The 24,509-nt window shown below is 71.2% G+C and carries 19 protein-coding genes, 1 tRNA gene and 1 riboswitch; of the genes, 7 read left to right on the top strand and 13 right to left on the bottom strand.

Going from position 1 to position 24,509, the window contains the following annotated elements:
* Positions 1-620: 620 nt before the first annotated feature.
* Positions 621-1,205, bottom strand: a complete 585-nt coding sequence (locus QFZ67_RS20625; RefSeq protein ID WP_307662551.1) for a MarR family winged helix-turn-helix transcriptional regulator — start codon at positions 1,203-1,205, stop codon at positions 621-623.
* A gap of 145 nt (positions 1,206-1,350) precedes the next feature.
* Here QFZ67_RS20625 and QFZ67_RS20620 point away from each other — a divergent pair, with 145 nt between their 5' ends.
* Complete coding sequence (locus QFZ67_RS20620) at positions 1,351-2,625, top strand: MFS transporter (RefSeq protein ID WP_307662550.1); 1,275 nt, start codon at positions 1,351-1,353, stop codon at positions 2,623-2,625.
* Between the two features lie 18 nt (positions 2,626-2,643).
* Here the strand turns inward: QFZ67_RS20620 and QFZ67_RS20615 are convergent, their stop codons facing one another.
* Both QFZ67_RS20615 and QFZ67_RS20610 read right to left on the bottom strand, forming a co-directional pair.
* Entirely contained in the window at positions 2,644-4,293 is a 1,650-nt protein-coding gene (locus QFZ67_RS20615) for a SpoIIE family protein phosphatase (protein ID WP_307662549.1), read from the bottom strand.
* Between the two features lie 116 nt (positions 4,294-4,409).
* The gene (locus tag QFZ67_RS20610) at positions 4,410-5,933 is read right to left on the bottom strand and encodes an FAD-dependent oxidoreductase (RefSeq protein WP_307662548.1); all 1,524 of its coding nucleotides are present in this window, start codon (positions 5,931-5,933) and stop codon (positions 4,410-4,412) included.
* A 326-nt stretch (positions 5,934-6,259) separates the two neighbouring features.
* Between QFZ67_RS20610 and QFZ67_RS20605 the strand changes: the two genes are divergently transcribed.
* Positions 6,260-7,018: a TetR/AcrR family transcriptional regulator gene (locus tag QFZ67_RS20605; protein WP_307662547.1), complete on the top strand. Its 759-nt coding sequence runs from the start codon at positions 6,260-6,262 to the stop codon at positions 7,016-7,018.
* Positions 7,019-7,258: 240 nt separating this feature from the next.
* The gene (locus tag QFZ67_RS20600) at positions 7,259-9,253 is read left to right on the top strand and encodes a sigma-70 family RNA polymerase sigma factor (protein ID WP_307662546.1); all 1,995 of its coding nucleotides are present in this window, start codon (positions 7,259-7,261) and stop codon (positions 9,251-9,253) included.
* Between the two features lie 78 nt (positions 9,254-9,331).
* On the opposite strand, the gene QFZ67_RS20595 is transcribed toward QFZ67_RS20600, so the two are convergent.
* Positions 9,332-11,443, bottom strand: a complete 2,112-nt coding sequence (locus QFZ67_RS20595; RefSeq protein ID WP_307662545.1) for an asparagine synthase-related protein — start codon at positions 11,441-11,443, stop codon at positions 9,332-9,334.
* 764 nt (positions 11,444-12,207) lie between these two features.
* On the opposite strand from QFZ67_RS20595, the gene QFZ67_RS20590 reads away from it, so the two are divergent.
* The 4 genes from QFZ67_RS20590 (at position 12,208) to QFZ67_RS20575 (ending at position 17,338) form a co-directional block, all read left to right on the top strand.
* Positions 12,208-13,626 carry an MFS transporter gene (locus tag QFZ67_RS20590; protein ID WP_307662544.1) on the top strand — a complete coding sequence of 473 codons (1,419 nt, stop codon included), beginning with the start codon at positions 12,208-12,210 and terminating at the stop codon, positions 13,624-13,626.
* An 89-nt stretch (positions 13,627-13,715) separates the two neighbouring features.
* The gene (gene lhgO / locus QFZ67_RS20585) at positions 13,716-14,984 is read left to right on the top strand and encodes an L-2-hydroxyglutarate oxidase (protein ID WP_307662543.1); all 1,269 of its coding nucleotides are present in this window, start codon (positions 13,716-13,718) and stop codon (positions 14,982-14,984) included.
* Between the two features lie 158 nt (positions 14,985-15,142).
* Positions 15,143-15,934 carry a tRNA (guanosine(46)-N7)-methyltransferase TrmB gene (gene trmB, locus QFZ67_RS20580; RefSeq protein WP_307662542.1) on the top strand — a complete coding sequence of 264 codons (792 nt, stop codon included), beginning with the start codon at positions 15,143-15,145 and terminating at the stop codon, positions 15,932-15,934.
* Between the two features lie 60 nt (positions 15,935-15,994).
* Complete coding sequence (locus tag QFZ67_RS20575; RefSeq protein ID WP_307662541.1) at positions 15,995-17,338, top strand: PrsW family intramembrane metalloprotease; 1,344 nt, start codon at positions 15,995-15,997, stop codon at positions 17,336-17,338.
* Here QFZ67_RS20575 and QFZ67_RS20570 read toward each other — a convergent pair.
* From QFZ67_RS20570 to QFZ67_RS20530, 9 genes are all read right to left on the bottom strand, one after another.
* Complete coding sequence (locus QFZ67_RS20570) at positions 17,335-18,282, bottom strand: aldo/keto reductase (RefSeq protein ID WP_307662540.1); 948 nt, start codon at positions 18,280-18,282, stop codon at positions 17,335-17,337. The two genes, QFZ67_RS20575 and QFZ67_RS20570, sit on opposite strands and share 4 nt — an antisense overlap.
* Before the next feature lie 218 nt (positions 18,283-18,500).
* On the bottom strand, positions 18,501-19,565 hold the full coding sequence (locus tag QFZ67_RS20565; protein ID WP_307662539.1) for a M23 family metallopeptidase: 1,065 nt from the start codon (positions 19,563-19,565) through the stop codon (positions 18,501-18,503).
* A gap of 11 nt (positions 19,566-19,576) precedes the next feature.
* Positions 19,577-19,732: riboswitch (cyclic di-AMP (ydaO/yuaA leader) on the bottom strand.
* A 299-nt stretch (positions 19,733-20,031) separates the two neighbouring features.
* Positions 20,032-21,195: a PP2C family protein-serine/threonine phosphatase gene (locus tag QFZ67_RS20560; RefSeq protein ID WP_307662538.1), complete on the bottom strand. Its 1,164-nt coding sequence runs from the start codon at positions 21,193-21,195 to the stop codon at positions 20,032-20,034.
* A gap of 187 nt (positions 21,196-21,382) precedes the next feature.
* Positions 21,383-21,456: transfer RNA gene (locus QFZ67_RS20555), tRNA-Met, on the bottom strand.
* A 153-nt stretch (positions 21,457-21,609) separates the two neighbouring features.
* Entirely contained in the window at positions 21,610-21,825 is a 216-nt protein-coding gene (locus QFZ67_RS20550) for a hypothetical protein (RefSeq protein WP_307662537.1), read from the bottom strand.
* Positions 21,822-22,070 carry a hypothetical protein gene (locus QFZ67_RS20545; protein WP_307662536.1) on the bottom strand — a complete coding sequence of 83 codons (249 nt, stop codon included), beginning with the start codon at positions 22,068-22,070 and terminating at the stop codon, positions 21,822-21,824. The genes QFZ67_RS20550 and QFZ67_RS20545 overlap by 4 nt, the downstream gene beginning before the upstream one ends.
* A gap of 338 nt (positions 22,071-22,408) precedes the next feature.
* Positions 22,409-23,644 (bottom strand): RNA polymerase sigma factor, encoded by a 1,236-nt coding sequence (locus QFZ67_RS20540; protein WP_307662535.1) that lies wholly within the window; start codon positions 23,642-23,644, stop codon positions 22,409-22,411.
* Positions 23,638-24,051, bottom strand: coding sequence for a YciI family protein (locus QFZ67_RS20535; protein WP_307662534.1), 414 nt, complete (start codon positions 24,049-24,051; stop codon positions 23,638-23,640). Before QFZ67_RS20535 ends, QFZ67_RS20540 begins: the two co-directional genes overlap by 7 nt.
* A gap of 185 nt (positions 24,052-24,236) precedes the next feature.
* Positions 24,237-24,509, bottom strand: coding sequence for a hypothetical protein (locus QFZ67_RS20530; RefSeq protein ID WP_307662533.1), 273 nt, complete (start codon positions 24,507-24,509; stop codon positions 24,237-24,239).

Here is a 24,509-nt window from a genome sequence, read left to right as displayed (position 1 = left end):
GAGAGCGGAACGGTCAGACCGGAATAAGGCCTGCCGTCCACAGCATCCTCGCTGTGTAAATGCCTACCCGCCACATGGGCCAGTAGGACTTCAAAGGAACCACGACCATCCGAAGATGGACGGGGTATCAACATATCTGGCGTTGACTTTTGGCACGCTGTTGAGTTCTCAAGGAACGGACGCTTCCTTCGTACTCACCGCAGAACATTTTCTGAGGCTTTCCTCCGGGCGCTTCCCTTCGGTCTTGCGTTTCCGACTCTATCAGACTCTTTCGTGTCCGATTCCCCGTCAGAAGGGGCTCGCTTTCCGGCCTTTCGGCTTTCCGGCGGTGCCGACTCTATCAGATCCTTTCGGGTCTGATTCCCGGTCGAACTCGGGTTGCCTTTCCGGCTGTTGGGCCGTTCCGACGTCCAAACTCTAGCGGATTTCCCGGGCGACTCATAATCGAGTCTTCAAAATGAATTACGGCATGCCGAAATTCATCCCGGCTGGGAGATCGTGCTGAGTTGGTTGCCGCATTCGCGGCGGGAGTGGCTGTCGCGGAACTGTTCCGGCTCCGTGACAACTCGAAGAACCTTACGTACGGGTGAAGGGTGTGTCAACTCCGCCCCACCGGGGTCCTAGTCCAGGTCGGTGAGCCTGCCGCCGGCGTCCGGCTGGGCGTGTTCCACGCGGCGCAGGACGCGGATCAGGAGCTCACCGAGCAAGGCCCGTTCGTCCGACGAGAGGTCCTGGAGCAAGTCCTCCTCGAAGTTCGTGGCCATGCGCATCGCCTCGAGCCACTTCGTACGGCCCTCGTCCGTCAGTTCCACGATGACCCGCACCCGGTTGGTCTCGTCGCGGTCGCGGGTGACCAGGCCCTCGTTCGCCATGCGGTCGATGCGGTGGGTCATCGCGGCCGGGGTGAGGCCGAGGCGCTTTGCGAGTTCGCCCGGGCCCATCCGGTACGGGGCCCCCGCGAGCACCAGGCTCTTCAGGACCTCCCACTCGGCGTTGCTGATGCCGAGCTCGGCGACCTGGCGGCCGTATGCGACGTTCATCCGGCGGTTGAGGCGGCCCAGGGCCGAGACGACCTTTTCGACCTGGGGGTCCAGGTCGCCGAACTCTCGCTGATAGGCGGCGATCTGTTCGTCGAGGCTCGGCTCCTGCAGGCCGGGGCCGGGGCTGCCGGGCGACTCGGGGCCCTCGGGGCTCTCGGTTGGCATGCGCCGAAGTATCGCATGGAGTGCGTTGGCGTTGAAGTCCTTCACTGTGTACTGTTGAGGTTCGAACTTTAGTTTTGAAGTCTTCAGACTTCAGTCCTTCAAGACCTCAAGGCAGGTGAGTGTGACCAGGGCGACGGGTGCAGCGATGCGCCGGATTCAGGCGGGGAACGCGCTGAGCGCGTTCGGACTCGGCTTCACCGTTCCGTATCTCTACGTCTATGTGGCGCAGGTGCGGGACCTGGGCGCGACGACGGCCGGTGCCGTCCTCGCCGTCTTCGCGATGGCCGCACTCGTCGCCCTCCCCTTCACCGGGCGGGTCATCGACCGGCGCGGGCCGCTGCCCGTGCTGGTGGGGGCTGCCGTGCTCGCGTCCGTCGGCGCGGCGTCGATGGGGCTCGCGGGGAGTGTGCCGGCCGTCGTGCTGTCGGCCGCGCTGCTCGGGGCCGGTACGGCCGTGATGCAGCCCGCGCTCGCGACGATGATCGTCTGGAGCTCGGAGGCCTCGACCCGTACCCGCGCCTTCGCCACGCAGTTCTTTCTGCAGAACCTCGGGCTCGGCATCGGCGGGCTGATCGGCGGGCACATCGTCGACGAGAGCCGGCCGGGCAGCTTCGTCCTGCTGTTCGGCATCGAGGCCGCGATGTTCCTGGTGCTCGCGGGGATCGCAATCAGTGTGCGGCTGCCGCGTTCCCTCTCGCTGCAGGAGGCGCGGCCCGAGAACACCGAGGCCAAGGCCAAGGGCGGGATGCGCGCGCTGCTCGGGCACCGGGCCATGGTGCAGCTGTGCGTGCTGGGCTTTGTCCTCTTCTTCGCCTGCTACGGACAGTTCGAGTCGGGGCTCGCCGCGTACGGGACCGAGGCCGCCGGGATCGAGCCCGCGACCCTCGGGACGGCGCTGGCCGCCAACACCGCGGTGATCGTGGTCGCGCAGTTCGTCGTGCTGAAGTTCGTCGAGCGGCGCAGGCGCAGCCGGGTGATCGCAGCCGTCGGGCTGATCTGGGCCGTCGCGTGGATCGCGGCGGGGTACGCAGGGCTCGGGCACGGCAGCCAGGCGATGGCGACCGCCGCGTTCGTCTCCGCGTACGGGCTCTTCGGGCTCGGTGAGGCGATGCTGTCGCCGACCGTCGCGCCGCTTGTCGCCGATCTGGCGCCGGAGGCGATGGTCGGGCAGTACAACTCCGCTTTCGCCCTGGTCAAGCAGCTCGCGCTGGCGGTCGGTCCGGCCGTGGGCGGCCCGATGGGGGCCGCGCTGCACGGTCCGTACATCGTGACGTTCGTGCTGTTCTCGCTCGGCATCAGCGTGCTGGCGCTGCGGCTGGGCAGACGGCTCACTCCCGTACAGGACCAGCCCTCGCTCGTGTCGAGGTCGCGGGTGGTCGCCACGCACAAGCCGGCCGAGCAGCTGGAGCCCGCTGCCTGACGAGGCACGCGGGAAGGACTACGCGGGCAGGGCGAACTCGCACCACACCGCTTTGCCGCCGCCAGGAGTGCGGCGGCTCCCCCAGGACGAGGCGATCGTCGCGACGATGGAAATCCCGCGGCCTGCCTCGTCTTCCGTTTCCGCGCGGCGGCGGCGCGGCAGGTGATCGTCGCCGTCCGTCACTTCGATGATCAGGCGGCGGTCGGTGCGGCGGAGTCTGAGGCGCATGGGCGGGGTGCCGTGCTGGAGGGAGTTGGCGACCAGTTCGCTGGCGGCCAGCACCCCCAGATCGTGCAGCTCGGGGGAGAAACGCCAGGAGGCCAGGACGCCGGAGGCGAAAGCGCGGGCGCGCGGCGCCGCTTCGATGCCGCCGAGCAGCTCTAGGGCGGCGTTGTGGAAGAGCTCGGCGGACACGCCCGTACGCGTGGGGTGTTGCACGACCAGTACGGCCACGTCGTCGTCGTGCTCCGCGGTCACTCCCAGGGAGCGGATCAGACGGTCGCAGACGACCTGCGGCGTGCCGGTCGCTCCGCGGAGCGCGCGCTCAAGGGCGGCCACTCCCTCGTCGATGTCCTCGCCGCGGCGCTCGACAAGACCGTCCGTATAGAGGACGGCACTGGAGCCGGGCGGGAGGGCGATGGTGCCGGACGTGTGGAGCCAGCCGCCGGTGCCGAGCGGCGGGCCCGTCGGTTCCTCGGCGCGGCGGACCGTGCCGTCCTCGTCCCGTACGAGGATCGGGAGATGGCCCGCCGACGCGTACACGAGCCGGCCTTCGTTCGGGTCGTGGACGGCGTAGACGCAGGTGGCGATCTGGCTGGCGTCGATCTCGGAGGCCAGGCCGTCGAGCAGCTGAAGCACCTCGTGCGGCGGGAGGTCGAGGCGGGCGTAGGCGCGCACGGCCGTGCGGAGCTGGCCCATGACGGCGGCCGCGCGCACGCCGCGGCCCATCACGTCGCCGATGACTAGTGCGGTGCGGCCGGCGCCGAGGGTGATGACGTCGTACCAGTCGCCGCCGACCGCGGCGTCCGTGCCGCCCGGTTGATATGTCGCGGCGATGCGCAGATCGTCGGGCTGCTCCAGCTCCTGCGGGAGCAGCGATCTCTGGAGGGTGACAGCGGTCTCGCGGTGGCGGCGCTCGCTGGCGCGCAGCCGCTCGGCTGCCTCGGCGTGGTCGGTGACGTCGGCGGCGAAGACGAGGACTCCGCCGCCTTCCTTGAGGCTCTCGGCGGGCAGGCAGGTGACGGTGTACGAGCCTTGGCCGTGAACCTTGCGGGACTTGACGGTGCGGGGCTTGCCGCTGCGCAGCACCTGGTCCATGAGCGGCAGCAGGCCCAGTTCGGCGAGCTCGGGGCAGGTGTCGGCGGCGGCCGCGCCGGCTTGGCGGTGGCCGAAGGCCGAGGCGTACGCGTCGTTGACGTACGCGACGCGGTGCTCGGTGCCGTACACCACGGCGACCAGGGCGGGCAGGCGGCCGAGGATCTCGGGCACGGAGAAGTCATCAAGGGCGGGGACGCCGGACAGGGGCTCCGGCTGCTGTTCGTACTCGACACGGGCCGCCGGCACGGAGCCTTCCCCTCGCTGAGCGGGGGAGATCCCACGGTCGGTCCTCCGCGCTGCGGCGCGGCGCTGCGTCCCGGGGAGCCTTGCGCTCCAACGCGTGAAGTTCACTGACTTTCTAGCCTCAATGGTTGTCGCCAAGGGTCACTCTGTGCAGGTGTGAGCCCATCTATGGTCACACGTCCAGTGTGACCGACCGGACTGACAGTCCTCGTCGTCCAGTTCCCTCAGTTCCCTCTGGAGCCACTCTGCGGGTCGTCGTCGGAGCCGGGCTCGGGTTCGGCCTTCGGTCCGGGCGGGGAGCCGGGCTGGGAGCCGGGTTTGGGCCCCGGTTTGGGTCCGTGGTGCGGTGCGCTGTCCGGCCCGTGGCCCGGGCGTCTGCCGCCCGCGGCGAGTTCGAATTCGGCGCGCGGGTGTTCCAGCGAGCCGAGGGAGACGATCTCGCGTTTGAACAGCCCGGACAAGGTCCACTCGGCGAGCACCCGGGCCTTGCGGTTGAAGGTGGGGACGCGGCTGAGGTGATACACGCGGTGCATCAGCCAGGCCGGATAACCCTTGAGCTTACGGCCGTAGATATGCGCGACGCCCTTGTGGAGGCCGAGGGAAGCGACCGATCCGACGTACTTGTGGGCGTACTCCTTGAAGGGCTCGCCGCGCAGCGACGCCGTGATGTTCTCGGCGAGGACCTTGGTCTGGCGCACTGCGTGCTGGGCGTTGGGCGCGCATTCCTTGCCCGGCTCTTCGGCGGTGACGTCCGGGACGGCCGCGGCGTCGCCTGCTGCCCAGGCGTGGTCGACGCCGGCGACGGTGAGCTTGGCGGTGCAGACGAGCCGGCCGCGCTCATTGAGCGGCAGGTCCGTGGCGGCGAGGACGGGCGCCGGCTTGACGCCCGCGGTCCAGACGACCGTGCGGGTCGGGAAGCGGGTGCCGTCGCTGAGTACGGCGACACGGTCCTCGCAGGAGTCCAGGCGGGTTTCGAGGCGTACGTCGATATTGCGCGAACGCAACTCGCGGATGGCGTACTTGCCCATCTCCTCGCCGACCTCGGGGAGGATGCGGTTGCTGGCCTCGACGAGGATCCACTTCAGGTCCTCGGGCTTGATGTTGTGGTAGTAGCGCGCGGTGTAGCGGGCCATGTCCTCCAGCTCGGCGAGTGCCTCCACGCCCGCGTAGCCACCGCCGACGACGACGAAGGTGAGGGCCGCGTCGCGGATCGCGGGGTCGCGGGTGGAGGAGGCGATGTCCATCTGCTCGATGACGTGGTTGCGCAGGCCGATGGCTTCCTCGACGGTCTTGAAGCCGATGGCGTAGTCGGCGAGGCCGGGAATCGGGAGGGTGCGGGAGACCGACCCCGGCGCGATGACGAGTTCGTCGTAGGTGATCTCCACCGGGCCGGTGCCCTCTTCCAAGGTGGCGAGGGTGGCGACGGTCGCGGTGCGCTTGCCGTGGTCGACTGCCTTGGCCTCGCCGATGACGATCTTGCACTGGCTGAGCACGCGGCGCAGGGGGACCACGACATGACGCGGGGAGATGGAACCGGCGGCCGCTTCCGGGAGGAAGGGCTGATAGGTCATGTAGGGCTCGGGCGCGACCACCATGATCTCCGCCTCGCCACGTGCCAGCTCCTGCTTCAGTTTCCGCTGGAGACGCAGTGCCGTGTACATCCCGACGTAGCCGCCGCCGACGACGAGAATGCGCGCGCCCTGCGGGGGGCCGGGGGTCGTCCCCCGGAAGTTAGCAGCCTTCACCATCCCATGAGGCAACGACCTCAGGCGTTTGTCCACAGCCTCGGCAAATTGTGTGACCGGAGGCTTCACGCCACTCTGCGGCGGCGCTCCGCCGGGCGGCGAGGAAGGTGTGCAGGTCAGACCCTGCGAGGGGGGTTGCGGGAGGGGGCCTAAACAGGAACCTTCCGGCCCTTGCTCCGATCGGGGGGCGCTCTGTGCGGAACTACCCCCTTCTGAATTGACCCTGGCTCAACTATGTTCGTACCTCGTCGGGGTGTCCGGTCAAGGCACGCTCGACAGACTGGGCGGGGAGGTCTCCGGGGGGAGACATCATGACCGGGGGAACGTGTATGACCATTCAGGATTCGCATTGGCAGGCTGCCGTCGCACAGGGTTCGACGGCCGACGGGAACGGACGGGCGGGATCGGGCGGGGCCAGCCGCTCGGCGCCGCTGCGTGTGGACGCACAGCGCAATCTCGAGCATGTACTGCGAGCTGCGCGCGAGGTGTTCGGCGAGCTGGGGTACGGCGCGCCGATGGAGGACGTGGCGCGCCGGGCCAGGGTCGGCGTCGGGACGGTGTACCGCCGCTTCCCGAGCAAGGACGTGCTGGTGCGGCGGATAGCCGAGGAGGAGACCTCCCGGCTGACGGAGCAGGCGCGTACGGCTCTGGGGCAGGAGGAGGAGCCGTGGTCGGCGCTCTCCCGTTTCCTGCGTACGTCGGTGGCTTCTGGCGCGGGACGGCTGCTGCCGCCGCAGGTGCTGCGGGTGGGCGTGGACGGAGACGAGGCGACGGCCGGCGTACGGGACGGGGCGCGGGTGCCGCTTCAGCGGGTCGGCGCGCAGCCCGGCCTGCGGGTGGTCGGGCCGCGTCCGGTGCCGGCCGATGAGCAGGACGACACGGGCGCGGCGGATCTGCTGGAAGTCGTGGGGCAGCTGGTCGACCGGGCGCGGGCGGCAGGTGAGCTGCGCGACGATGTGACCGTGGCGGACGTGCTGCTGGTGATAGCCACGGCCGCGCCTTCGCTGCCGGATGCGGCACAGCAGGCGGCGGCTTCGGCCCGGCTGCTGGACATCCTGCTGGAGGGCCTGCGGTCGCGATCCGCGTGAGGTGCGCCGGCGGTGAGTGAGCGATCCGCCGGCTCTGCCCGCCGGCTCTGCCCTGGCCTGCTCGCCAACTGACTTTTACACAAGGCCGGTTGAGCCTTCCCCGAACGAGTGAGGGGTGGCTCGGATTCGGGAAGCCTCCCCGGATGAGTGGTTGACGTGACAGAGGGTATGGACTCATGCCGCTCTGTGGCACTCTTGGCCGGTGTTCGGGTCTGATGGTGCTTTACGGGGGCTTCCGCGATGAGCGGTGACGGTCGGGACGAGTTACTCGATGGATCGGGCGGCACTGAGCGGGCCGCGCTGCCCTCTCGCCAGGTGCCGGGCCAGGGCGGGCCCGGTGGGTCGTCCGGGGTGCCTGGTGCCTCGGGTCCCCCCGACGCGTCCGGCGCGTCCGGTTCCGGGGTGGGTGGCGTGCACGAGCATGTCGTGCCGTCGCAGCGCGAGGGCGGGAACCTAGACTCCGTAACTCCGCCGCGCGAACTGCCGGCGTCCGACGCCCAGTTGATCCAGCGGATGCGGGACGGCGACGACAGCGCCTATGAGGAGTTGTTCCGCCGCCACTCGGTGGCCGTCCGCCGGTATGCGCGCACCTGCTGCCGGGACGCGCACACCGCCGACGATCTGACGGCCGAGGTGTTCGCGCGAACACTCCAGGCGGTACGCGGGGGCTCGGGGCCCGAGCACGCGGTGCGGGCGTATCTCCTCACGACCGTCCGGCGAGTCGCCGCCACCTGGATGAAAACGGCAAAGCGGGAGCAACTGGTCGAGGACTTCGCGGTGTTCGCCGCGGAGGCCGTCCGCAGCTCGGACGCGGCCCGCGACGCCGCGCTCGACCTGGGCGCCGATGTGCGCGCGATGCACGAGGCCGAGCAGTCGCTGGCCATCCGGGCCTTCCGCTCGCTGCCCGAGCGCTGGCAGGCGGTGCTCTGGCACACCACCGTCGAGGAGGAGTCGCCGAGCGAGGTCGCGCCGCTCTTCGGGCTGACCGCCAACGCCACGGCGGTGCTGGCCAGCCGGGCCCGCGAGGGCCTCAAGCAGGCCTATTTGCAGGCCCATGTGAGCACCGCGCTCACCTCCGGTGGCGACTGCGCCCGGTACGCAGACCGGCTGGGTGCGTATGCCCGCGGGGGTCTGCGGATGCGGGCCGAGCGGGGGCTGCGCAAGCACCTGGACGAATGCCCCAGGTGCCGGCTGGCCGCGCGCGAGCTCGCGCATGTCAACGCCGGGATTCCGGCGCTGCTGCCGGTCGCGGTCATCGGCTGGTTCGCCGCCGGGTACTCCCTCAAGGTCGCCGGGGTCGTGGCCGGCGGGGCCGCGGGAGCCGGTGCGGCCGCCGCTGCCACGGGCGGTGCGTCGGGCGGTGCGTCGGGCGGCTCCGGGGTTGTGGCTGGTGGAGCCGCGGCATCGGAGGGACTGGGCGCACCGGCGAAGGCCGGTATCGCGGCGGCGGTGGCCGTCGCGGCGGCCGCCGGGCTGGTGTGGGCGTTCTCGGGCGACGGCCCCAAGACCGCGCCGCAGCCCGAGGCGAAGCCCTCGGCCGCGCAACCCGTCGTACCGCAGAAGCCCGCGCCGTCATCGAAGCCGGAGCCCCCGGCGCGGTCCGCGGCGGACCCGACCCCGTCGGAGCCGACCGCACCGCCGAAGAATTCCACGGCCGCGCCGGCGCCCACGCCGACCGCCGAGCCGACTTCGACTTCGACGCCCGAGCCCACGCCTGCCCAGCCAGAGCCCAAGCCGTCGGCCCCGCCCGCCCCCAAGCCCACGCCTGAGCCGACGCCCACCCCGCCGCCCGCGTCGGCCCTGCGGGTGTACCAGGTCAACCGTCTGGAGTACGGCCTGTTGGGCGACCACACCCGGCCCGAGGTGCGCCTGCGTGGGAGCAGCTGGCTCTGGCAGCGCTCGGGGATGTCGATCGACGGCAGGCGGTACGGACACGGGGTGACCGTGCACGCCAAGTCCTCCGTCACCATCGACCTCAACCGGCAGTGCGCCAGTTACGACGCGCTGGTCGGGGTCGACGACCTGACGCTGGGCCTGGGCGCGATGCGCTTCTCCGTCTACGGCGACGGCGAGCGGCTGCGGCGGTCCCCGGTGATGCGCGGTGGGGACGCGGCCGTGCCGGTGCATGTGTCGCTCGCCGGACTGAAGACGATCCGGCTGGTCGTCGAACCGCAGAAGGCGCTCGACTCGGCGGCGTTCGGAGACTGGGCCCAGTCCCGGATCAGCTGCCGCTGACCGAGCCCGACTTCAGCCCGGCCCCACGGCCCCGGGCCGCCCCGCAGCCGTCACCCCGAAGCCGTCACCCCGCAGCCGTCACCCCGACTGCAGCGTCGGTCTCGGCGGAACCCCTCCCGCGACCGCCCTCTGCCTCGGCGCCGCCGTGCCCGTCCAGCATGTGCCCCGGCGCGAGAGCAGCCGCCGTAGCCACAGTTCCGTCGAGATGAGGTCCGCCAGGCCGTCCAGCGGGACCGGTTCGCCCTCCGACGCCGCGCGCAGGGCCTTGCGGATGACGCGGGCCTCCACCAGGCCCGCGTCCGCGAGCAGCGGGACGTCGAAGAGGGCGATCAGGTGGGGGAGCGAGGCGCGCAGGCCCGTGCGGGCCGCTGCCGTGGACGAGGCGTGGGTCGTCGCGCCCCAGCCGGGGGGCAGGTCATGGATGCCCGCGCCGGCGAGGACCTTGCGGAGGATTTCAGCGCGGGCGCCCGGCTTGACCCGTAGCGATTCGGGAAGGTCGCGGCAGGCCCGTACGACCTGGTTGTCCAGAAAGGGCGCATGCAGGCGCTGGCTGCGGATTTCCGCAGCCTGTTCCAGGATCCGCTGGTCCGACGCGTGGCGGGTCAGCGCCGCCCGGGCGCGGGCCTCGCCGGGGCGCTGGACCGACGTCGGGCGCGTCGCCGCCACCGTCAGGCGAACCGATACTTCAGCAAGCGCCTCACCCGTCAGCCAGCGCGCGGCAGGCCCCGGCCGGGACCAGGTCAGCGCGGCGAGCGACGCACCCAGCGGCCCGGTGCCGCCCCGCAGGCCGCCGGGCCGGTTCGCCTCGAGCAGGTGGTCCGCCGCCGTCTCCAGGCCGGTGCGGTAGGGCGTACGGGCCAGCCGCCGCGCCGCCCGGTACACCGTCAGCGGGATGAACAGCGACTGCGGCGAGGGGCCCTCGGCGCGCGCCAACGCCGCGGCCGGGCGCAGCAGATGACGACGCCGCCGGTCCAGCAGCAGGTCCGCCAGCCGCGCCGGATGCGCGTCCAGGACCTGCCGCGCACCCGCCCCCGTGAAGTGGTCGGCGCTCCCCGCGGCCAGTCGGCTGCGGTGACGTTCCGCCCTGACCAGCGACGGCGCGGGCTCGTCGGTCAACTGCCCGTCGAGGCCCGCGTAAGGCAGGCTCTCCTCCCCGGCCGCGACCACCACATGGTGCAGCCGCGGATTCGCCGCGATCGCCCGCGCCCGTTCCAGCTCGGCTGCTTCTTCCGCCTCGCGCCCGCCCGTCACCAGATCGTTGAAGGTGACGGCGAGCAGCCGCTCCCCCGCGCCCGTGCCATGGCCGAGCACCGTGCCCGGCCGTCCCGGCAGCCCCGCCGCCAGCAGCGCGATCGTGCCGGACGCGCTGCCGCCGGACAGGTCCGCGCCGATCCCCGGAGCCGGACCCCCGCGCGCGGCGCGCCGATCCGCAGGCCCCATCCCCGGTACGGGCCCGGGGTCGGACGGCAGGGTCTCGGGCGCGTGCCGTGGCGCGGTGAGCCTGGCCCGTACCGCATCGATCAGCGCGTCCCGTACGCCGTCCACCGCGCGCTCCGCCTCGATCTGCGGCCCGGCCACGGCGAGCGAGGCCACCGGCTCGTATCCGGTGATCTCCCTCGAACCCTCGCGCAGGATCAGCGCGTGTCCCGGTGGGATGCGCTTCACACCGTCGTACGGAGTCGAGTCGCGCAGCGCCTCCGGCGTCTCCGGGCAGGCGAGCAGCGCCGCCAAGTGCCCGATGTCCAGCTGTGCTTCGATCAGGTCGGCGAGCGGCAGCGCGGCGGTTGCGTACGCGGTGCCGTTCGCCCAGGGCGTGTAGAAGACGGGTCTCGCCCCGGCGAGATCGCCGACGATCGTGATCCGGCGGCCGACCTGCACGACGCACGTATAGCTGCCGGCCCACGCGGTCAGATGCCGCAGCGCCCCGCCGCGCGCCGCGAAGAGCCCGACGCGCAGCTCCTCGTCAGTGGCCGCGCAGCAGCCGAGGACGGCGAGCTTGGTGATGGAATCGACGGTGACTATGCGCACCTCGTCCGGTCGCCAGTCGCCAACCGCCCAGAGTGGATCCGGGTCGCCCCACAGGAGTTGGGCGCCCACGGGGTGGACGGTACGGCCCTCGTCGGACGCCCCGACGGCCCCGGCCGTACCGAAGTTCGCGGCGATACTGCTCCAGCCCACCAACCACCGCATCGCCGCCTCCACAGGCTGTGGACAAACCCGGCCCCTGGCCGTAGCCGTTCGGGGACATGCCGCTTCGGGAACATGCTGCCACGAAGGCGGCGCACAGGAGGGGCTCCGGGTCGCACGCGCAAAAAGCGAACGCGCCCCTGGCATTGGCGATTTGACGACGTTCCAGGACACATCCAGGGCACGACGGTAAGGACGGCCGACGCCCGCAAAGGCGCAAAAGGGACGCAAGGGACGGTCGGCATTCAGCCATTCTGCGGACATTCTCCGGATCGCTGACCCGTCCATCACCGGTGCACACACAGTCCGGGAGGCGCTGTTCGCCTCCCGGACCGGTCCGCCACCCGCGGGGATTGAGGCAGCGGTGTCCCCCAGCCCACTGGTTCCAGTACGCAGCGGGCCGACCCACGCAGGACTCATCGAAGCGCTCGCCCACCGGCCCGGCCAGAGCGCACGGACGGGCGCACGGCCACACGCCCGGAGCACGCCAGGGAGCAGGACGACGACCCGCCATCCACCCACCGTCTCCTCCAACACACAACAATCTCGCCATACGGAACACCGCCTCTTAACGGTCGGGATGCGGCGAACTACGCTGGGTTTACTGATGTTCTCCGCACGGGTGCATATTCCGAGGGGCTCGGCCAGGTGCTTTTGCAGCCGGGACCCCAGTGCTGCTCGGAGCTGTTCACCAGCGGAGGACACAGCACGAATGCCGTGCGCCCAGGCAGCGACGCGGCGGCCGTCTGTGTGTCGAGGGGTGGCTCATGTCCAGGGAGCAACGCGGGCCGAACGAAAAACTCGGAACCGTTCTCGCCCTCGCGGGAATCAGCAACGCCGGCCTCGCCCGGCGGGTCAACGACCTCGGCACGCAGCGCGGTCTGACCCTTCGATACGACAAGACCTCCGTGGCGAGATGGGTGTCCAAGGGCATGGTGCCGCAGGGTGCAGCGCCCCATCTCATCGCCGCCGCGATCGGCGCCAAACTGGGCCGTCCGGTGCCGCTGCACGAGATCGGTCTTGCTGACGCCGACCCGGCCCCCGAGGTCGGGCTCGCTTTCCCGCGTGATGTGGGCGAGGCGGTGAAATCGGCCACCGAGCTGTACCGCCTGGATCTTGCGGGGCGGCGGGCGGGCAGCGGGGGCATCTGGCAGTCGCTGGCCGGTTCCTTCGCAGTGAGCGCTTACGCGACGCCCGCGTCCCGATGGCTGATAACCCCCGCCGACTCTTCGGTCGAGCGGTCGGTGGACGCGGCGGAGGACACCCCCGCCCGCGTGGGTCACAGCGACGTGGCCAAGCTCAGGGAGGCGGCGGAGGACGCGCGGCGCTGGGACTCCAAGTACGGGGGTGGGGACTGGCGTTCGTCGATGGTGCCGGAGTGTCTGCGGGTGGACGCGGCGCCGCTGCTCCTCGGGTCGTATTCGGACGAAGTCGGCCGCGCGCTGTTCGGCGCAGCCGCCGAACTGACCCGGCTGGCCGGGTGGATGGCCTTCGACACGGGTCAGCAGGAGGCGGCGCAGCGGTACTACATCCAGGCGTTGCGGCTGGCCCGCGCGGCGGCCGACGTGCCGTTGGGGGGCTACGTACTGGCTTCGATGTCGCTGCAGGCGACGTACCGCGGCTTCGCGGACGAGGGCGTGGACCTGGCGCAGGCGGCCCTGGAGCGCAACCGCGGCCTCGCCACCGCCCGCACCATGAGCTTCTTCCGGCTGGTGGAGGCGCGGGCGCATGCGAAGGCGAGCGACGCGCCGGCGTCGGGGGCCGCGCTGAAGGCGGCGGAGGGCTGGCTGGAGCGCTCGCGGGAGGGCGACGCGGACCCGTCCTGGCTGGGCTTCTACTCGTACGACAGGTTCGCCGCGGACGCCGCCGAGTGCTACCGCGATCTGAAGGCGCCGCGCCAGGTGCGGCGCTTCACCGAGCAGGCACTGTCGCGGCCCACGGAGGAGTTCGTGCGCTCGCACGGGCTGCGGCTCGTGGTGTCGGCCGTCGCCGAACTGGAGTCGGGAAACCTGGACGCGGCGTGCGCGGCGGGCACGCGCGCGGTGGAGGTCGCGGGGCGGATCTCCTCGGCGCGGACCACGGAGTACGTACGGGATCTGCTGCACCGGCTGGAGCCGTACGGCGACGAGCCGAGGGTGGTGGAGCTGCGGGAGCGGGCCCGGCCGCTGCTGGTGGCTCCGGCGTAGGACTACTGGCCGATGGCGCGCAACCCGGCTCACCTGGTTTAAGGGCATTGTCAGTGGGCCAGTGCACTATCGGGGTGGGAGGTGACGCGGTGACGGCGTCCGGGCAGGACTTCGCGCATGGCTACGGGCAGAGCCATGGGCATGGTTTCGACTGTGACGTGCTGGTGATCGGCGGCGGGATCGTCGGCCTGTCGACTGCGTATGCGCTCACGCGCGCGGCTCCCGGCACCCGGGTGACGGTCCTGGAGAAGGAGCCCGGTCCCTCGCGGCACCAGACCGGCCGGAACAGCGGAGTGATCCACAGCGGGATCTACTACCGGCCGGGGTCGCTCAAGGCTCGGTTCGCGGTGCGCGGGGCGGCCGAGATGGTCAAGTTCTGCGCGGAGTACGGCATCGAGCACAAGGTCACCGGAAAGCTGATCGTGGCCACCGGCCGGGACGAGCTGCCGCGGCTGCACGCACTGGTCCAGCGCGGCCGGGAGAACGGCATTCCGGTGCGGGAGCTGGGCCCCGCCCAGATCGTGGAGTACGAGCCGCAGGTGCGGGGCCTCGCGGCGATCCGGGTCGGCACCACCGGAGTGTGCGACTTCGGGGCGGTGGCGGCGCAGCTGGGGGCCGCGTCCGACGCGGACATCAGGTACGGCGAGGAGGCCGCCGCGATCGACCGCCGCAGCTGGGGCGTCGCGGTGCGTACGGCATCGGGGGCGGTGATCAGGGCGCGGGTGCTCGTTAATTGCGCGGGACTGCACTGCGACCGGGTCGCACGGCTGGCGGGCGACGAGCCAGGGATGCGGATCGTCCCCTTCCGGGGCGAGTACTACGAGCTGACGCGGCCCGAGCTGGTCCGGGGCCTGGTCTACCCCGTCCCGGACCCGGCCTTCCCGTTCCTCGGGGTCCACCTCACCCGCGGCATCGACGGCGGCGTCCACGTCGGGCCGAACGCGGTCCCGGCGCTGGCCCGCGAGGGCTACAGCTGGTCGGCGGTCCGCCTCCGGGACATGGCACAGACGCTGGCCTGGCCGGGTTCCTGGCGGATCGCCCGCAGGCACTGGCGGTACGGGGCGGGGGAGCTGCACCGCTCGCTTTCGAGGCGGGCGTTCGCGACGGCGGTGCGGAGGCTGCTCCCGGTGGTGACTGAGGACGATCTGCGCCCGGCCCCCGCGGGGGTGCGGGCACAGGCGGTGCTGCGGGACGGGACACTGGTGGACGACTTCCTGATCCGCGAGGCCCCGCGGACGGTGCATGTGCTGAACGCGCCGTCCCCCGCGGCGACGGCGTCGCTGCCGATCGGCCGCGAGGTGGCGCGCAGGGCCCTGACCGCGCTGACGGGCGGCAGCCTGGCCCAGTCGCGCCGCTAGCCCCGCGCGGGCCCTGCCGCTCGACGCTTGATTTCAAGGCGCCCGGTAATTTCAAAGCGTCCGGCGTTGGCGGACAAAGCGTCCGGTCGTTGTCGGACAAAGCCGACTGCCGGGCGGCCCCGGACCCACCCCCACGCCCCCGTAGAATTGACGCCACTGTGTCTGAGCTCCGAAACCACACCCCCGACGGCCCCCCGGCCCCCATCCGCGCCAACCGCGAGCCCCGCTTTCCCGGCGGGCCCGTCGCCGATCCCGCCGGGTCGCACCATGAGCGGCGTATCCGCAGCTTCCAGCCCCGGCGGAGCCGGGTGACCGCCGGGCAGGGCGATGCGCTTCAGCGGCTGTGGCCCGTCTGGGGCCTCGACATCGACGGGCATCGCGTCCTCGACCTCGAGGAGATGTTCGGCGGGCTGCCCGTAGTCCTGGAGATCGGGTTCGGGATGGGCGAGGCCACCGCGCAGATGGCCGCCGCGGACCCCGGCACCGGGATTCTCGCCGTCGACGTCCACACCCCCGGCCAGGGCAACCTCCTCGGTCTCGCAGAGCGGAACGGACTGTCCAACATCCGGGTGGCCAACGGCGACGCGATCATCCTCCTGCGGGAGATGCTCCCGCCCCGCTCGCTCGACGGGCTGCGTGTCTTCTTCCCCGACCCCTGGCCCAAGAAGCGGCACCACAAGCGGCGGCTGATCCAGCGCGAGTTCCTCTCCCTCGCCGCCACCTGCATGAAGCCCGGCGCGATCCTGCACTGCGCGACCGACTGGGAGCCGTACGCCGTGCAGATGCTCGAGGTGCTCTCCGCGCACCCGGACTTCGAGAACACCCAGGAGGACGGCGGCTACGCCCCGCGCCCCGCCTTCCGCCCGCTCACCCGATTCGAAGGACAGGGCCTGGACAAGGGTCACAAGGTGCACGACCTGCTGTTCCGCCGCCCGTTGGGGCCCGCGTAACCCTGAGTAGCATCCCGGACACCGTCGCCAGTTGTCAGTGACCCTCGTTAGGGTCATTGGGTGTCCGAGTCGCCCCCGCAGGAACCCGCACCGCATCCGGCGGTCCCGGCGTTCGAGCAGCAGCACCTCGCCGAGCTGCTCGCCGCTGTGCCGGAGCGTGCCCGCTGGCGCTACAAACCGCGCCGCGCCTCCCAGCTCTGGCGCAACAGGGCGGTACGGGCGGGGGCGCTGATCACCCTCCTCGCCCTCTCCGGCCTCGTCATCCTCGCGCTCGTACGCGAACAGACCGGCACCCAGGGCTTCCTGGTCGGTCTCGGCCTCGCGACCCTTCCCGTCCCGCTCCTCGCCGCGGCCTTCCGCTGGCTGGACCGGGTCGAGCCGGGTCCCTGGAAGAACCTTCTGTTCGCCTTCGCCTGGGGCGCCTTCGCCGCCGCCCTCGTCGCGATCATCGCGAACACCTTCGCGACCCGCTGGATAGCCACCGCCACCGCCGATCCGGCGAGCGCGGACACGCTCGGCGCGACGGTGATCGCCCCGATCGTCGAGGAGAGCGCGAAGGCCACGGCGATCCTGCTGATCTTCATCTTCCGCAGACGGGACTTCACCGGGATCGTCGACGGCGTGGTCGTGGCCGGTTTCACCGCGACCGGCTTCGCCTTCACCGAGAACATCCTCTACCTGGGCAGCGCCTTCGGCGAGGACCAGGAGATAGGCACATCGGGGTTCGCCTCGGTGACCGCGGCGACCTTCTTCGTACGCGTCGTCATGTCGCCGTTCGCGCACCCGCTCTTCACCGTGCTGACCGGCATCGGCTTCGGGATCGCCGCGCTCGCCGCCCAGCGCCAGCGCATCCGCCGGATCGCGCTGCCGCTGCTCGGCCTCGCCCTCGCCATGGGCATGCACGCCCTGTGGAACGGCTCGTCGTCGCTCTTCGGCCCGTGGGGCTTCTACGCCGTGTACGGAGCGTTCATGGTCCCTGTCTTCGGGCTGCTGACCTGGCTGACGGTCTGGACCCGGCAGCGCGAACTGCGCACGATATCCACCGAGCTGCCCGCGTACGCCGCGGCCGGCTGGCTGACCGCCGCCGAGCCGCGCGCGCTCTCCTCGATGCGGGCGCGCACGATGGCCCGCGACGTCGCCCGGCGTGCGCACGGACCGGCCGCCGCACACGCGGTGTCGGAGTACCAGCGGTTCGCGACGTCCCTGGCCTTTCTGCGCCACCGGGCCCACCGCGGCGCGGCGGGCCCGGACTTCGCGGAGCGCGAGCAGGAGCTGCTGCACCACCTGTGGCAGCGCAAGGACGTCGCCGGTCCCGCGCTGACGTACGCGGCACGGGCGACGGGCCGGGTGTGGACGCCGCCGCCGTACCGCGACTACGGCGGCTACAACCCGTACCGCGGCTAGCTCGCCGACGCCGCGGTCAGCTCGGCCAGCTCGTCGGCCGTCAGCTCCAGCTCGGCGACCGCGGTCAGCGCGGGCAGCTGCTCGACCGTGCGGGCCGAGGCGATCGGCGCGACGACTGTCGGCTGCGCGGCCAGCCAGGCGAGCGCGACGGTCGCGACCTGCGCGCCACGGGCCCGGGCGACCTTGTCGAGCGCGGCGAGGACCGCCAAACCCCGCCCGGTCTCCAGATGCTTGCCGGCGCCCGCGGCCCGTGCGCTGTCCACCGGCACACCCGGCCGGTACTTGCCGGTGAGGAAGCCGGAGGCGAGCGCGGAGTAGGGGACGGCGGCGAGCCCGGCACGGGCGGCGGTGTCCCGCAGCCCGCCTTCGTACGTGTCGCGGGAGACGAGGTTGTAGTGCGGTTGCAGCGCGACATAACGGGCGAGCCCCTCGCGCTCCGAGAAGTCCAGGGACGCCTGGAGCCGCTCGGCGCTGAGGTTGGAGGCGGCGATGGCACGGACCTTGCCGTCCTGCACCAGCTGGTCGAGGGCGGTGATGATCTCCTCGACGGGGACCCTCGGGTCGTCGAAGTGCGTGTAGTACAGGTCGATGTAGTCGGTACGCAGCCGCTTCAGGGATTCCTCGGCCGCGGCCCTGATGGTAGTGGCGGAGAGCCCCCGGTACTGAGGGTGCGCGCCGACCTTGGTCGCGACGACGACGTCGGAACGGTTGCCGCGCGCGGCGAGCCAGTTGCCGATGACGGTCTCGGACTCGCCGCCCTCGTGGCCCGGCGCCCAGGAGGAGTACGCGTCGGCAGTGTCGACGAAGTTGCCGCCGACGGCGGCGTACGCGTCGAGCACGGCGAAGGACTGCGCCTGGTCGGCGGTCCAGCCGAAGACATTGCCGCCGAGGGCGAGCGGGGAGACGGCGATGTCGGACGAACCGAGGGTCCGAAGAGAAGTCATGGGTTGATCAACGACCGTGGTGGCGCGCGCTATTCCGGTCCACGCGCTCTTCCGGTCCACGCGCTCTTCCGGTCCACGCGCTCTTCCGGTCCACGCGCTCTTCCGGTCCACGCGCTCTTCCGGTCTACGCGCTCTTCCGGTCTACGGTCTACGCGCTGTACCGGCAGCTCTGGCGTCGGGGGGTGTGCGCCAGAGCTGCCGGGGACTGTGGCGCACGATCAGATGCTGAGACCCTTGCCACGCAGCCATGCCATCGGGTCGAGCCCCGACCCGCCCGGCGTGTGGACCTCCAGGTGCAGGTGCGGGCCCGTCACATTGCCCGTCGCGCCGACGCGGCCGATCGTCTCGCCCGTCGTCACCTTCTGGCCGGCGCTGACCGAGATCGAGGACTGGTGGGCGTACCAGACCTCCGTGCCGTCTTCGAGCTCCAGCACCGTGCGGTAGCCGTAAGAGCCGGACCAGCCCGCCGACTTGACGGTGCCGCTGTGCACCGCCTTGATCGGCGTGCCCGTCGGAGCCGCGAAGTCCAGGCCGGTGTGGTAGCCCGAGGACCACATGGAGCCGGACTCGCCGAACGTGGAGGTGATCGTGTACGAGGAGGTGGGCAGGGCGTAGCTTTTCGCGAGCTGGGCCAGCCGCTCGGCCTCCGCCTTGGCCGCCGCGGCCTTCTCGGCCGCGAGCTTCTCGGCCTCGGCCTTGGCCTCCGCCGCGGTCTGCTGCTTCGCGGCCTCCGCCGCGGCCTTCTCGGCCGCGAGCTTCTCCGCGGCCGCCTTCGCCTCGGCGTCCGCCTCCGCCTGCTGCTGCTCGGCCTGCTGGAGAATGCGGGCGCGCAGCGCCTCACCGGCGCCGGCCGCCCTGTCGACTCCGGCCTCGGTGCCGGAGTCCGTGGCGAGGCTCATCGCCGTGAGCGGGGCCGCGTTCACGTTCCCCGCGTCGGCGTCCGACGCGTCGTCGGACATCAGGGAGCCCACGCCCGGCAGGGACTTGGCGTCGGGCAGGTTGTCCGCGATCGAGTCGGGGAGCGATATGGAGACCGGCGGCTTCGCCTGCGCGGTGGCCATGCCGCCCGCGCCTACCGCGGCGATCACGCCGACGCCGAGCACCGTGGAGCTGCGGGCGAGCCCGCCGCGCTGCTTCATGACGCGGTGCCGGCCGCGCACCGGACGGACGGAGTCCTCGGTGGGGTTCCATTCCTCCCATGCCCGCTCCGCCGGTTCGTCGCCGAAGAATTCAGTTTCCAGGGTTCCGAAGGGTGCTTCGGGGGCAGGCTTGTTGGACGCCACGGAGGCGTGCTCCTTTCCTTCCTTCTCGCCTACCGGGTTAGCTGACGGGTTCGGAGCAGGAAGGTCTCCTACGAGCGCCTCGACCGCGGAAAGAGCGGCAAAAGGTGCCCGATTCACCCCAATTGGTGGTTCCCCGGTTCCCTTGCGGGATTCGGCGCGTGCGCACGGTGCCGTCTCTAGCGACGACTGGGACGACCGCGCTGCGTTATCGAACGTTAATAGACTCCGGGGTCGTATTCCAAGCTGTTCCGACTGATCATTAACGACTTTGACAGGGACTTACCAGGACACAAACGGCCGGAGTCGGGCGACTTGATCTACTCTCGGACCAGGACCTTCATCTGACAGTGCTTCAAATGTTATGCGGAGGGGTGTGCTTCGACTACGCACGGTGCCGGGTCCTGCGTCGGACGCGTCGGGCACGTGGCCGCGTCCTGCGTCGGGCCCATCGCCGCGCGATGGGCCTTCACTTGCTCCGGCGCTCCGAACCTGCAAGGGCTCTGACCACCGGCACGATCCTGCGGCGGTCCGGCTGCCCCTCGGTGGGGCGGCTGACCGCCAGCAGCGCCATGTCGTCCGTGGCCCCACCGCGCGTATGCCGTCGTACGTCGTCGACGAGCACGTCCAGCAGCTCCTCGGGCCCTGGAAAGAGCCGGCCCGCAAGCCGCTCGCCGGGGTCGTAGAAGACGCCGCTCGCGTCGCGCGCCTCGGAGAGACCGTCCGTGTAGAGGAGCAACGTGGCCCCGGGGGGCAGCGGATGCGCATCCGACCGGTCCGGCCACGCCCCCAGTTCGCCCATTCCGAGCGGCAGCGCGGCCTGGGTCGGCTCCAGGATGTCCACGTCCCCGTCGGCGTACAGCACCAGCGGTTCCGGATGGCCCCGGTTCACTACCCGCAAGACGCCCTCGCCGTGCGGGATCTCGGCGAGCACGGCGGTGGTGAACCCCTCGACCGCGTCCAGTTCGTCCCGCCGCGTGCCCTCACGCGCCAGCGCCCGCTCAAGACGCGCGGCGACCCCTTCGAGCGAACCCTCCTGCTCGGCAGCCTCCCGGAACGCCCCGAGGATCACGGCCACCGTTTCGACCGCCTCCAGCCCCTTGCCCCGTACGTCTCCGACCACCAGCCGCACCCCGAAGGGCGTGTCCTGTACGGCGAAGAGGTCGCCGCCGATGAAGGCGTCGGCCTGCGCCGCCTCGTACCGCGCGGCGATGTGCAGCCCGGCGATCCGGGCTGCGGGGGCGGGCAGCACGGCGCGCTGGGCGGCCTCGGCGATCACCCGGGCGGAGGCGAGGCGCTCACGGCTGAGTCTTACGAGGCGGTTGATGAGCAGGGCGAGCCCGGCGACGGTGAGCACGGTGAACAGCTCGGTGAACGACGTGACCTCGGACACGGTCTCGTTGTAGTAGCGCAGACCGAGCACGGACAGGGTCGCCGCGATGCCGGTCAGCAGGGTGGCGATCCAGGAGGAGAAGGGCGCGGCGATCAGCGGGGCGGCCGCGAAGAACGGCACGGCCGTGAATCTGGGCGGGGTGAAGTAGTCGAAGACAAGACCGCCGACGATCATCAGCGTGGGCAGCACACGGACGATACGAGGAGCGCTGTAGCCGCCGGCCTGCTGTCGGTGCCCCACCTGTGATCTCCTGCCCGTCCGCCTGGCTGCGGACGGTACCGCGCCCTTCCCAGGCTGGCCGTAGCCGCGCCGGGCGGCGACTCACCATCGGCCAACCGGGCGACGCGGGCGTGAGCGAGGAGACGACAAGTGAGGGGATACGGCAGTGGCCCGGCACTCTCATCGAGTGCCGGGCCACTGCCTTCAGTAGCGGGGACAGGATTTGAACCTGCGACCTCTGGGTTATGAGCCCAGCGAGCTACCGAGCTGCTCCACCCCGCGTCGGTGAACACAACCTTACGCCATCCGGAGCAAGATCAACTCCATTTTATGAGACGCCTGCTCTGAAGCCGCTCCCGAGCCGCTCCGGAGCGGCTCGGGAGCCCCTCCAGAGGGATGTGTCGCCCAGCTGGGCAGCGGCCTGGGCGCGCTGTTTCAGCGGCGGCGCAGGCGGAGTGCGGTGAGCGCGCCGCCGGTCGCGATCAGGACCGCGGCGGTGATCGCCGCGTACCAGGTGGAGCTGGACGCTCCGGTACTGGCGATGGCCCCGGTGGTGGTGACGGCGTCGTTCGCGGCGGCCGCCGCCGAGGTAGTGGCGGAGGCGGGCGGGGTCCCGGACGGCTCGCGCCGTCCGTCTCGCCGACCAGTCACGGCTGGAAGTCCACCGGCTTGTCCGCGGAGTTCTTCACCGTGAAGGAGAAGGTCTCGCTCGCGCCGCCGCGGGTCAGCGGCCCGCCCGGCGCCGGGGCGCCCAGCTCTATGGTGAGCGGCTTGCCGGAGCCCACCGGGGTGGCGTAGGCGGCGGCGGTGAGCGGGACAGGGTGGCGGTGGCGGTGGCGGTGGCGGTGATCGCGGCTGCGGCGGCAAGGCGAGCGGACCTGGTGGACTCCCCCCAAGGAATCGACTAGGGCCGAACTGCCGCTGGATGGGCGACAGTTGGCCGTACAAAAGAGCAGCGCGGCAGAGCGCCGCGACAGACGGTGAAGCGAGATGAGAGATCGCCGTCCGTCCGGTTCTCTTCGGTCCCTCTGGGTCCCCCTGGGTCCCTCGCGGGCCTCTTCGGGCCCGTTCGGTTCTTTTCGGTCCCGGCTTGCGGCGATGTGCTCACCTTCACCACTGAAGATCGGCCGGACAATCCCCGTACTGTCACCACTTCGCAACAGCGCCCGCCGTGCCAAAATCCCGCCGCTGACCTGGGGGTTGGCCGGTCCCGCCGCGAGCTGCGCCGGCCGCGTCAGGGCAGCAGCCGGGCCGCCCGCATCTGGAGGTAGCGCGTCTCCGGGACGCTGAGGGTGCGCCGGGCCGCCAACTGATAAGCGGCGCGTGCGCCTTCGGCGTCTCCCGCCTTCTCCAGCAGGTGCGCGCGTACGGCGTCGAGCCGGTGGTGGCCCGCCAACCGGTCCTCCAGCTTGGCGACTTCGGCGAGCCCGGCCTCGGGCCCGTGCACCATGGCGAGGGCCACGGCCCGGCCGAGTTCGGCCATCGGCTCGGGAGCGAGGCGTACGAGAAGGTCGTACAGGGCCAGGATCTGCGGCCAGTCCGTGTCGTCGGCGCGCGCCGCCTCGTCGTGCAGCGCCGCGATCGCCGCCTGCAGCTGGTAGACCCCGGCCGGCCCCTCTGACAGAGCCTCCTCCACCAGGGATGTGCCCTCCGCGATCGACTCCTGGTCCCAGCGGGTGCGGTCCTGCTCGTCGAGCGGGATCAGCTCGCCGTGCGGGCCGGTGCGCGCCGCGCTGCGGGCGTCGGTGAGCAGCATCAGCGCCAGCAGCCCGGCCACCGCACCCTCCTTGGGCAGCAGCCGGCGTACGGCCCGGGTCAGCCGGATCGCTTCGCCGGCCAGGTCGGCACGGTTCAGGTCGCTGCCGGAAGTGGCCGTATAGCCCTCGTTGAAGATCAGGTAGAGCACCTGGAGCACCACGGCGAGCCGCCGATCGCGATCCTCGGGCCCCGGCTGCCGAAAGGGCACGCCCTTGATCTTCTGCTTGGCACGGCTGATCCGCTGCGCCATCGTCGCCTCGGGCACCATATGTGCGCGGGCGATCTCGGCCGTGGTCAGACCGCCGACGGCCCGCAGCGTGAGCGCGACCTGCGCGGCCGGGGTGAGTTCGGGGTGGCAGCACAGAAAGAGCAGAGTGAGGGTGTCGTCCTCGGAGGGGGCGCGGCTCTCACCGGGCGCAGGCGCCGTGAACGCGTCCCGGGGGGTCAGCGCCGCGACCGTCTCCTCGCGTCTGCGCCGGGCCTCGTCGCTGCGCAGCTGCTCCGTGAGACGACGGGACGCGACCTTGATCAGCCAGCCGCGGGGATTGTCGGGCAGTCCCTGCTCAGGCCACTGCTGCGCGGCGGCGAGCAGCGCTTCCTGTACGGAGTCCTCGGCCGGGCCGAAGTGTCCGTACCGCCGTACCAGCGCACCGAGGACCTGCGGCGCGTGCAGGCGCAGCAGGTCCTCAACCTCGGTCGTACGTCTCAACAATCGCCTCCGCCGTCTTGGATGGGCCGGATGACCACGGGGTAGTCGGTGGCCCCTTCCGGAATGGGGCACTGCGCGACGCGCGCGGCGATCTCGGTGACCCGCTCCAGGCTCTCGCATTCGAGCACCCAGTACCCGGCGAGCAGCTCCTTGGTCTCTCCGTACGGACCGTCGGTGATCACAGGCCGTCCGTCCTTGTCCACGGTGACATGGCGGGTCAGGGCCGGCTCGGCCAGTCCCTGCCCGTCCACGAGCTCGCCGGACTCGGAGAGGTCGTTGTTGACCTCGCCCATGAAGGCGAACATCGCCTGCAGATCCTTCTCGCTCCAGGCCGGGCTGTGGGCGGACGCCTTCCCGCGCATCGCTTCGTAGTCGGCCTGCGAGCCCTGGACCATCACCAGATACTTCATGACGTCGCTCCTTCGGATGCGTAGCCACCCTTGGTGGGCAACTCTCACAGGGGACGTCGCAGCCGATGACGGATTCTCGACATCGCGCGGAGAATTTTTTCGGAACCACTCGCCGGGAGCATGCGGGCTCCTCGGGGAGCAGGCAAGGGAGCAGGCCGCCGCCTATCCGGTCCGCGGGCGTCACCTCAGCCCTGCTCCTCCTCTTCAGCCTCCATGAGCCGGATTCCTTGATGCGTCAGCGTGACCATCGAGGGCGTATTGCCCGTCGCCCAGTCGACCGCGATCAGCCCCTCGCCCACCAGATACGTGCACGCCGCAGCCAGGTCCTCCTCATGGACACCGAGGTCGTCGCGCAACTTCGCCCCGGTGACACCCAGAAGGCGGTTGCCCTCGGTGGCTTCGTACAGGGCCTTCATGACCTGCTCCCGGTAGGCCTTCCGCTCGCGCAGTGTTGCCAT

The sequence above is a fragment of the Streptomyces sp. V1I1 genome, assembly GCF_030817355.1.
Classification (GTDB): domain Bacteria; phylum Actinomycetota; class Actinomycetes; order Streptomycetales; family Streptomycetaceae; genus Streptomyces.
Note: the sequence above shows the minus strand (reverse complement) of the source record. Positions and strands in the feature narration are given on the sequence as shown.

Coding starts and splice junctions, on each gene's coding strand:
- QFZ67_RS20625 (WP_307662551.1), bottom strand. CDS start 1,205: ATGCCAACCGAGAGCCCCGAGGGCCCCGAGTCGCCCGGCAGCCCCGGC.
- QFZ67_RS20620 (WP_307662550.1), top strand. CDS start 1,351: ATGCGCCGGATTCAGGCGGGGAACGCGCTGAGCGCGTTCGGACTCGGC.
- QFZ67_RS20610 (WP_307662548.1), bottom strand. CDS start 5,933: ATGGTGAAGGCTGCTAACTTCCGGGGGACGACCCCCGGCCCCCCGCAG.
- QFZ67_RS20605 (WP_307662547.1), top strand. CDS start 6,260: ATGACCATTCAGGATTCGCATTGGCAGGCTGCCGTCGCACAGGGTTCG.
- QFZ67_RS20600 (WP_307662546.1), top strand. CDS start 7,259: ATGAGCGGTGACGGTCGGGACGAGTTACTCGATGGATCGGGCGGCACT.
- QFZ67_RS20595 (WP_307662545.1), bottom strand. CDS start 11,443: ATGCGGTGGTTGGTGGGCTGGAGCAGTATCGCCGCGAACTTCGGTACG.
- QFZ67_RS20590 (WP_307662544.1), top strand. CDS start 12,208: ATGTCCAGGGAGCAACGCGGGCCGAACGAAAAACTCGGAACCGTTCTC.
- QFZ67_RS20570 (WP_307662540.1), bottom strand. CDS start 18,282: ATGACTTCTCTTCGGACCCTCGGTTCGTCCGACATCGCCGTCTCCCCG.
- QFZ67_RS20535 (WP_307662534.1), bottom strand. CDS start 24,051: ATGAAGTATCTGGTGATGGTCCAGGGCTCGCAGGCCGACTACGAAGCG.
- QFZ67_RS20530 (WP_307662533.1), bottom strand. CDS start 24,509: ATGGCAACACTGCGCGAGCGGAAGGCCTACCGGGAGCAGGTCATGAAG.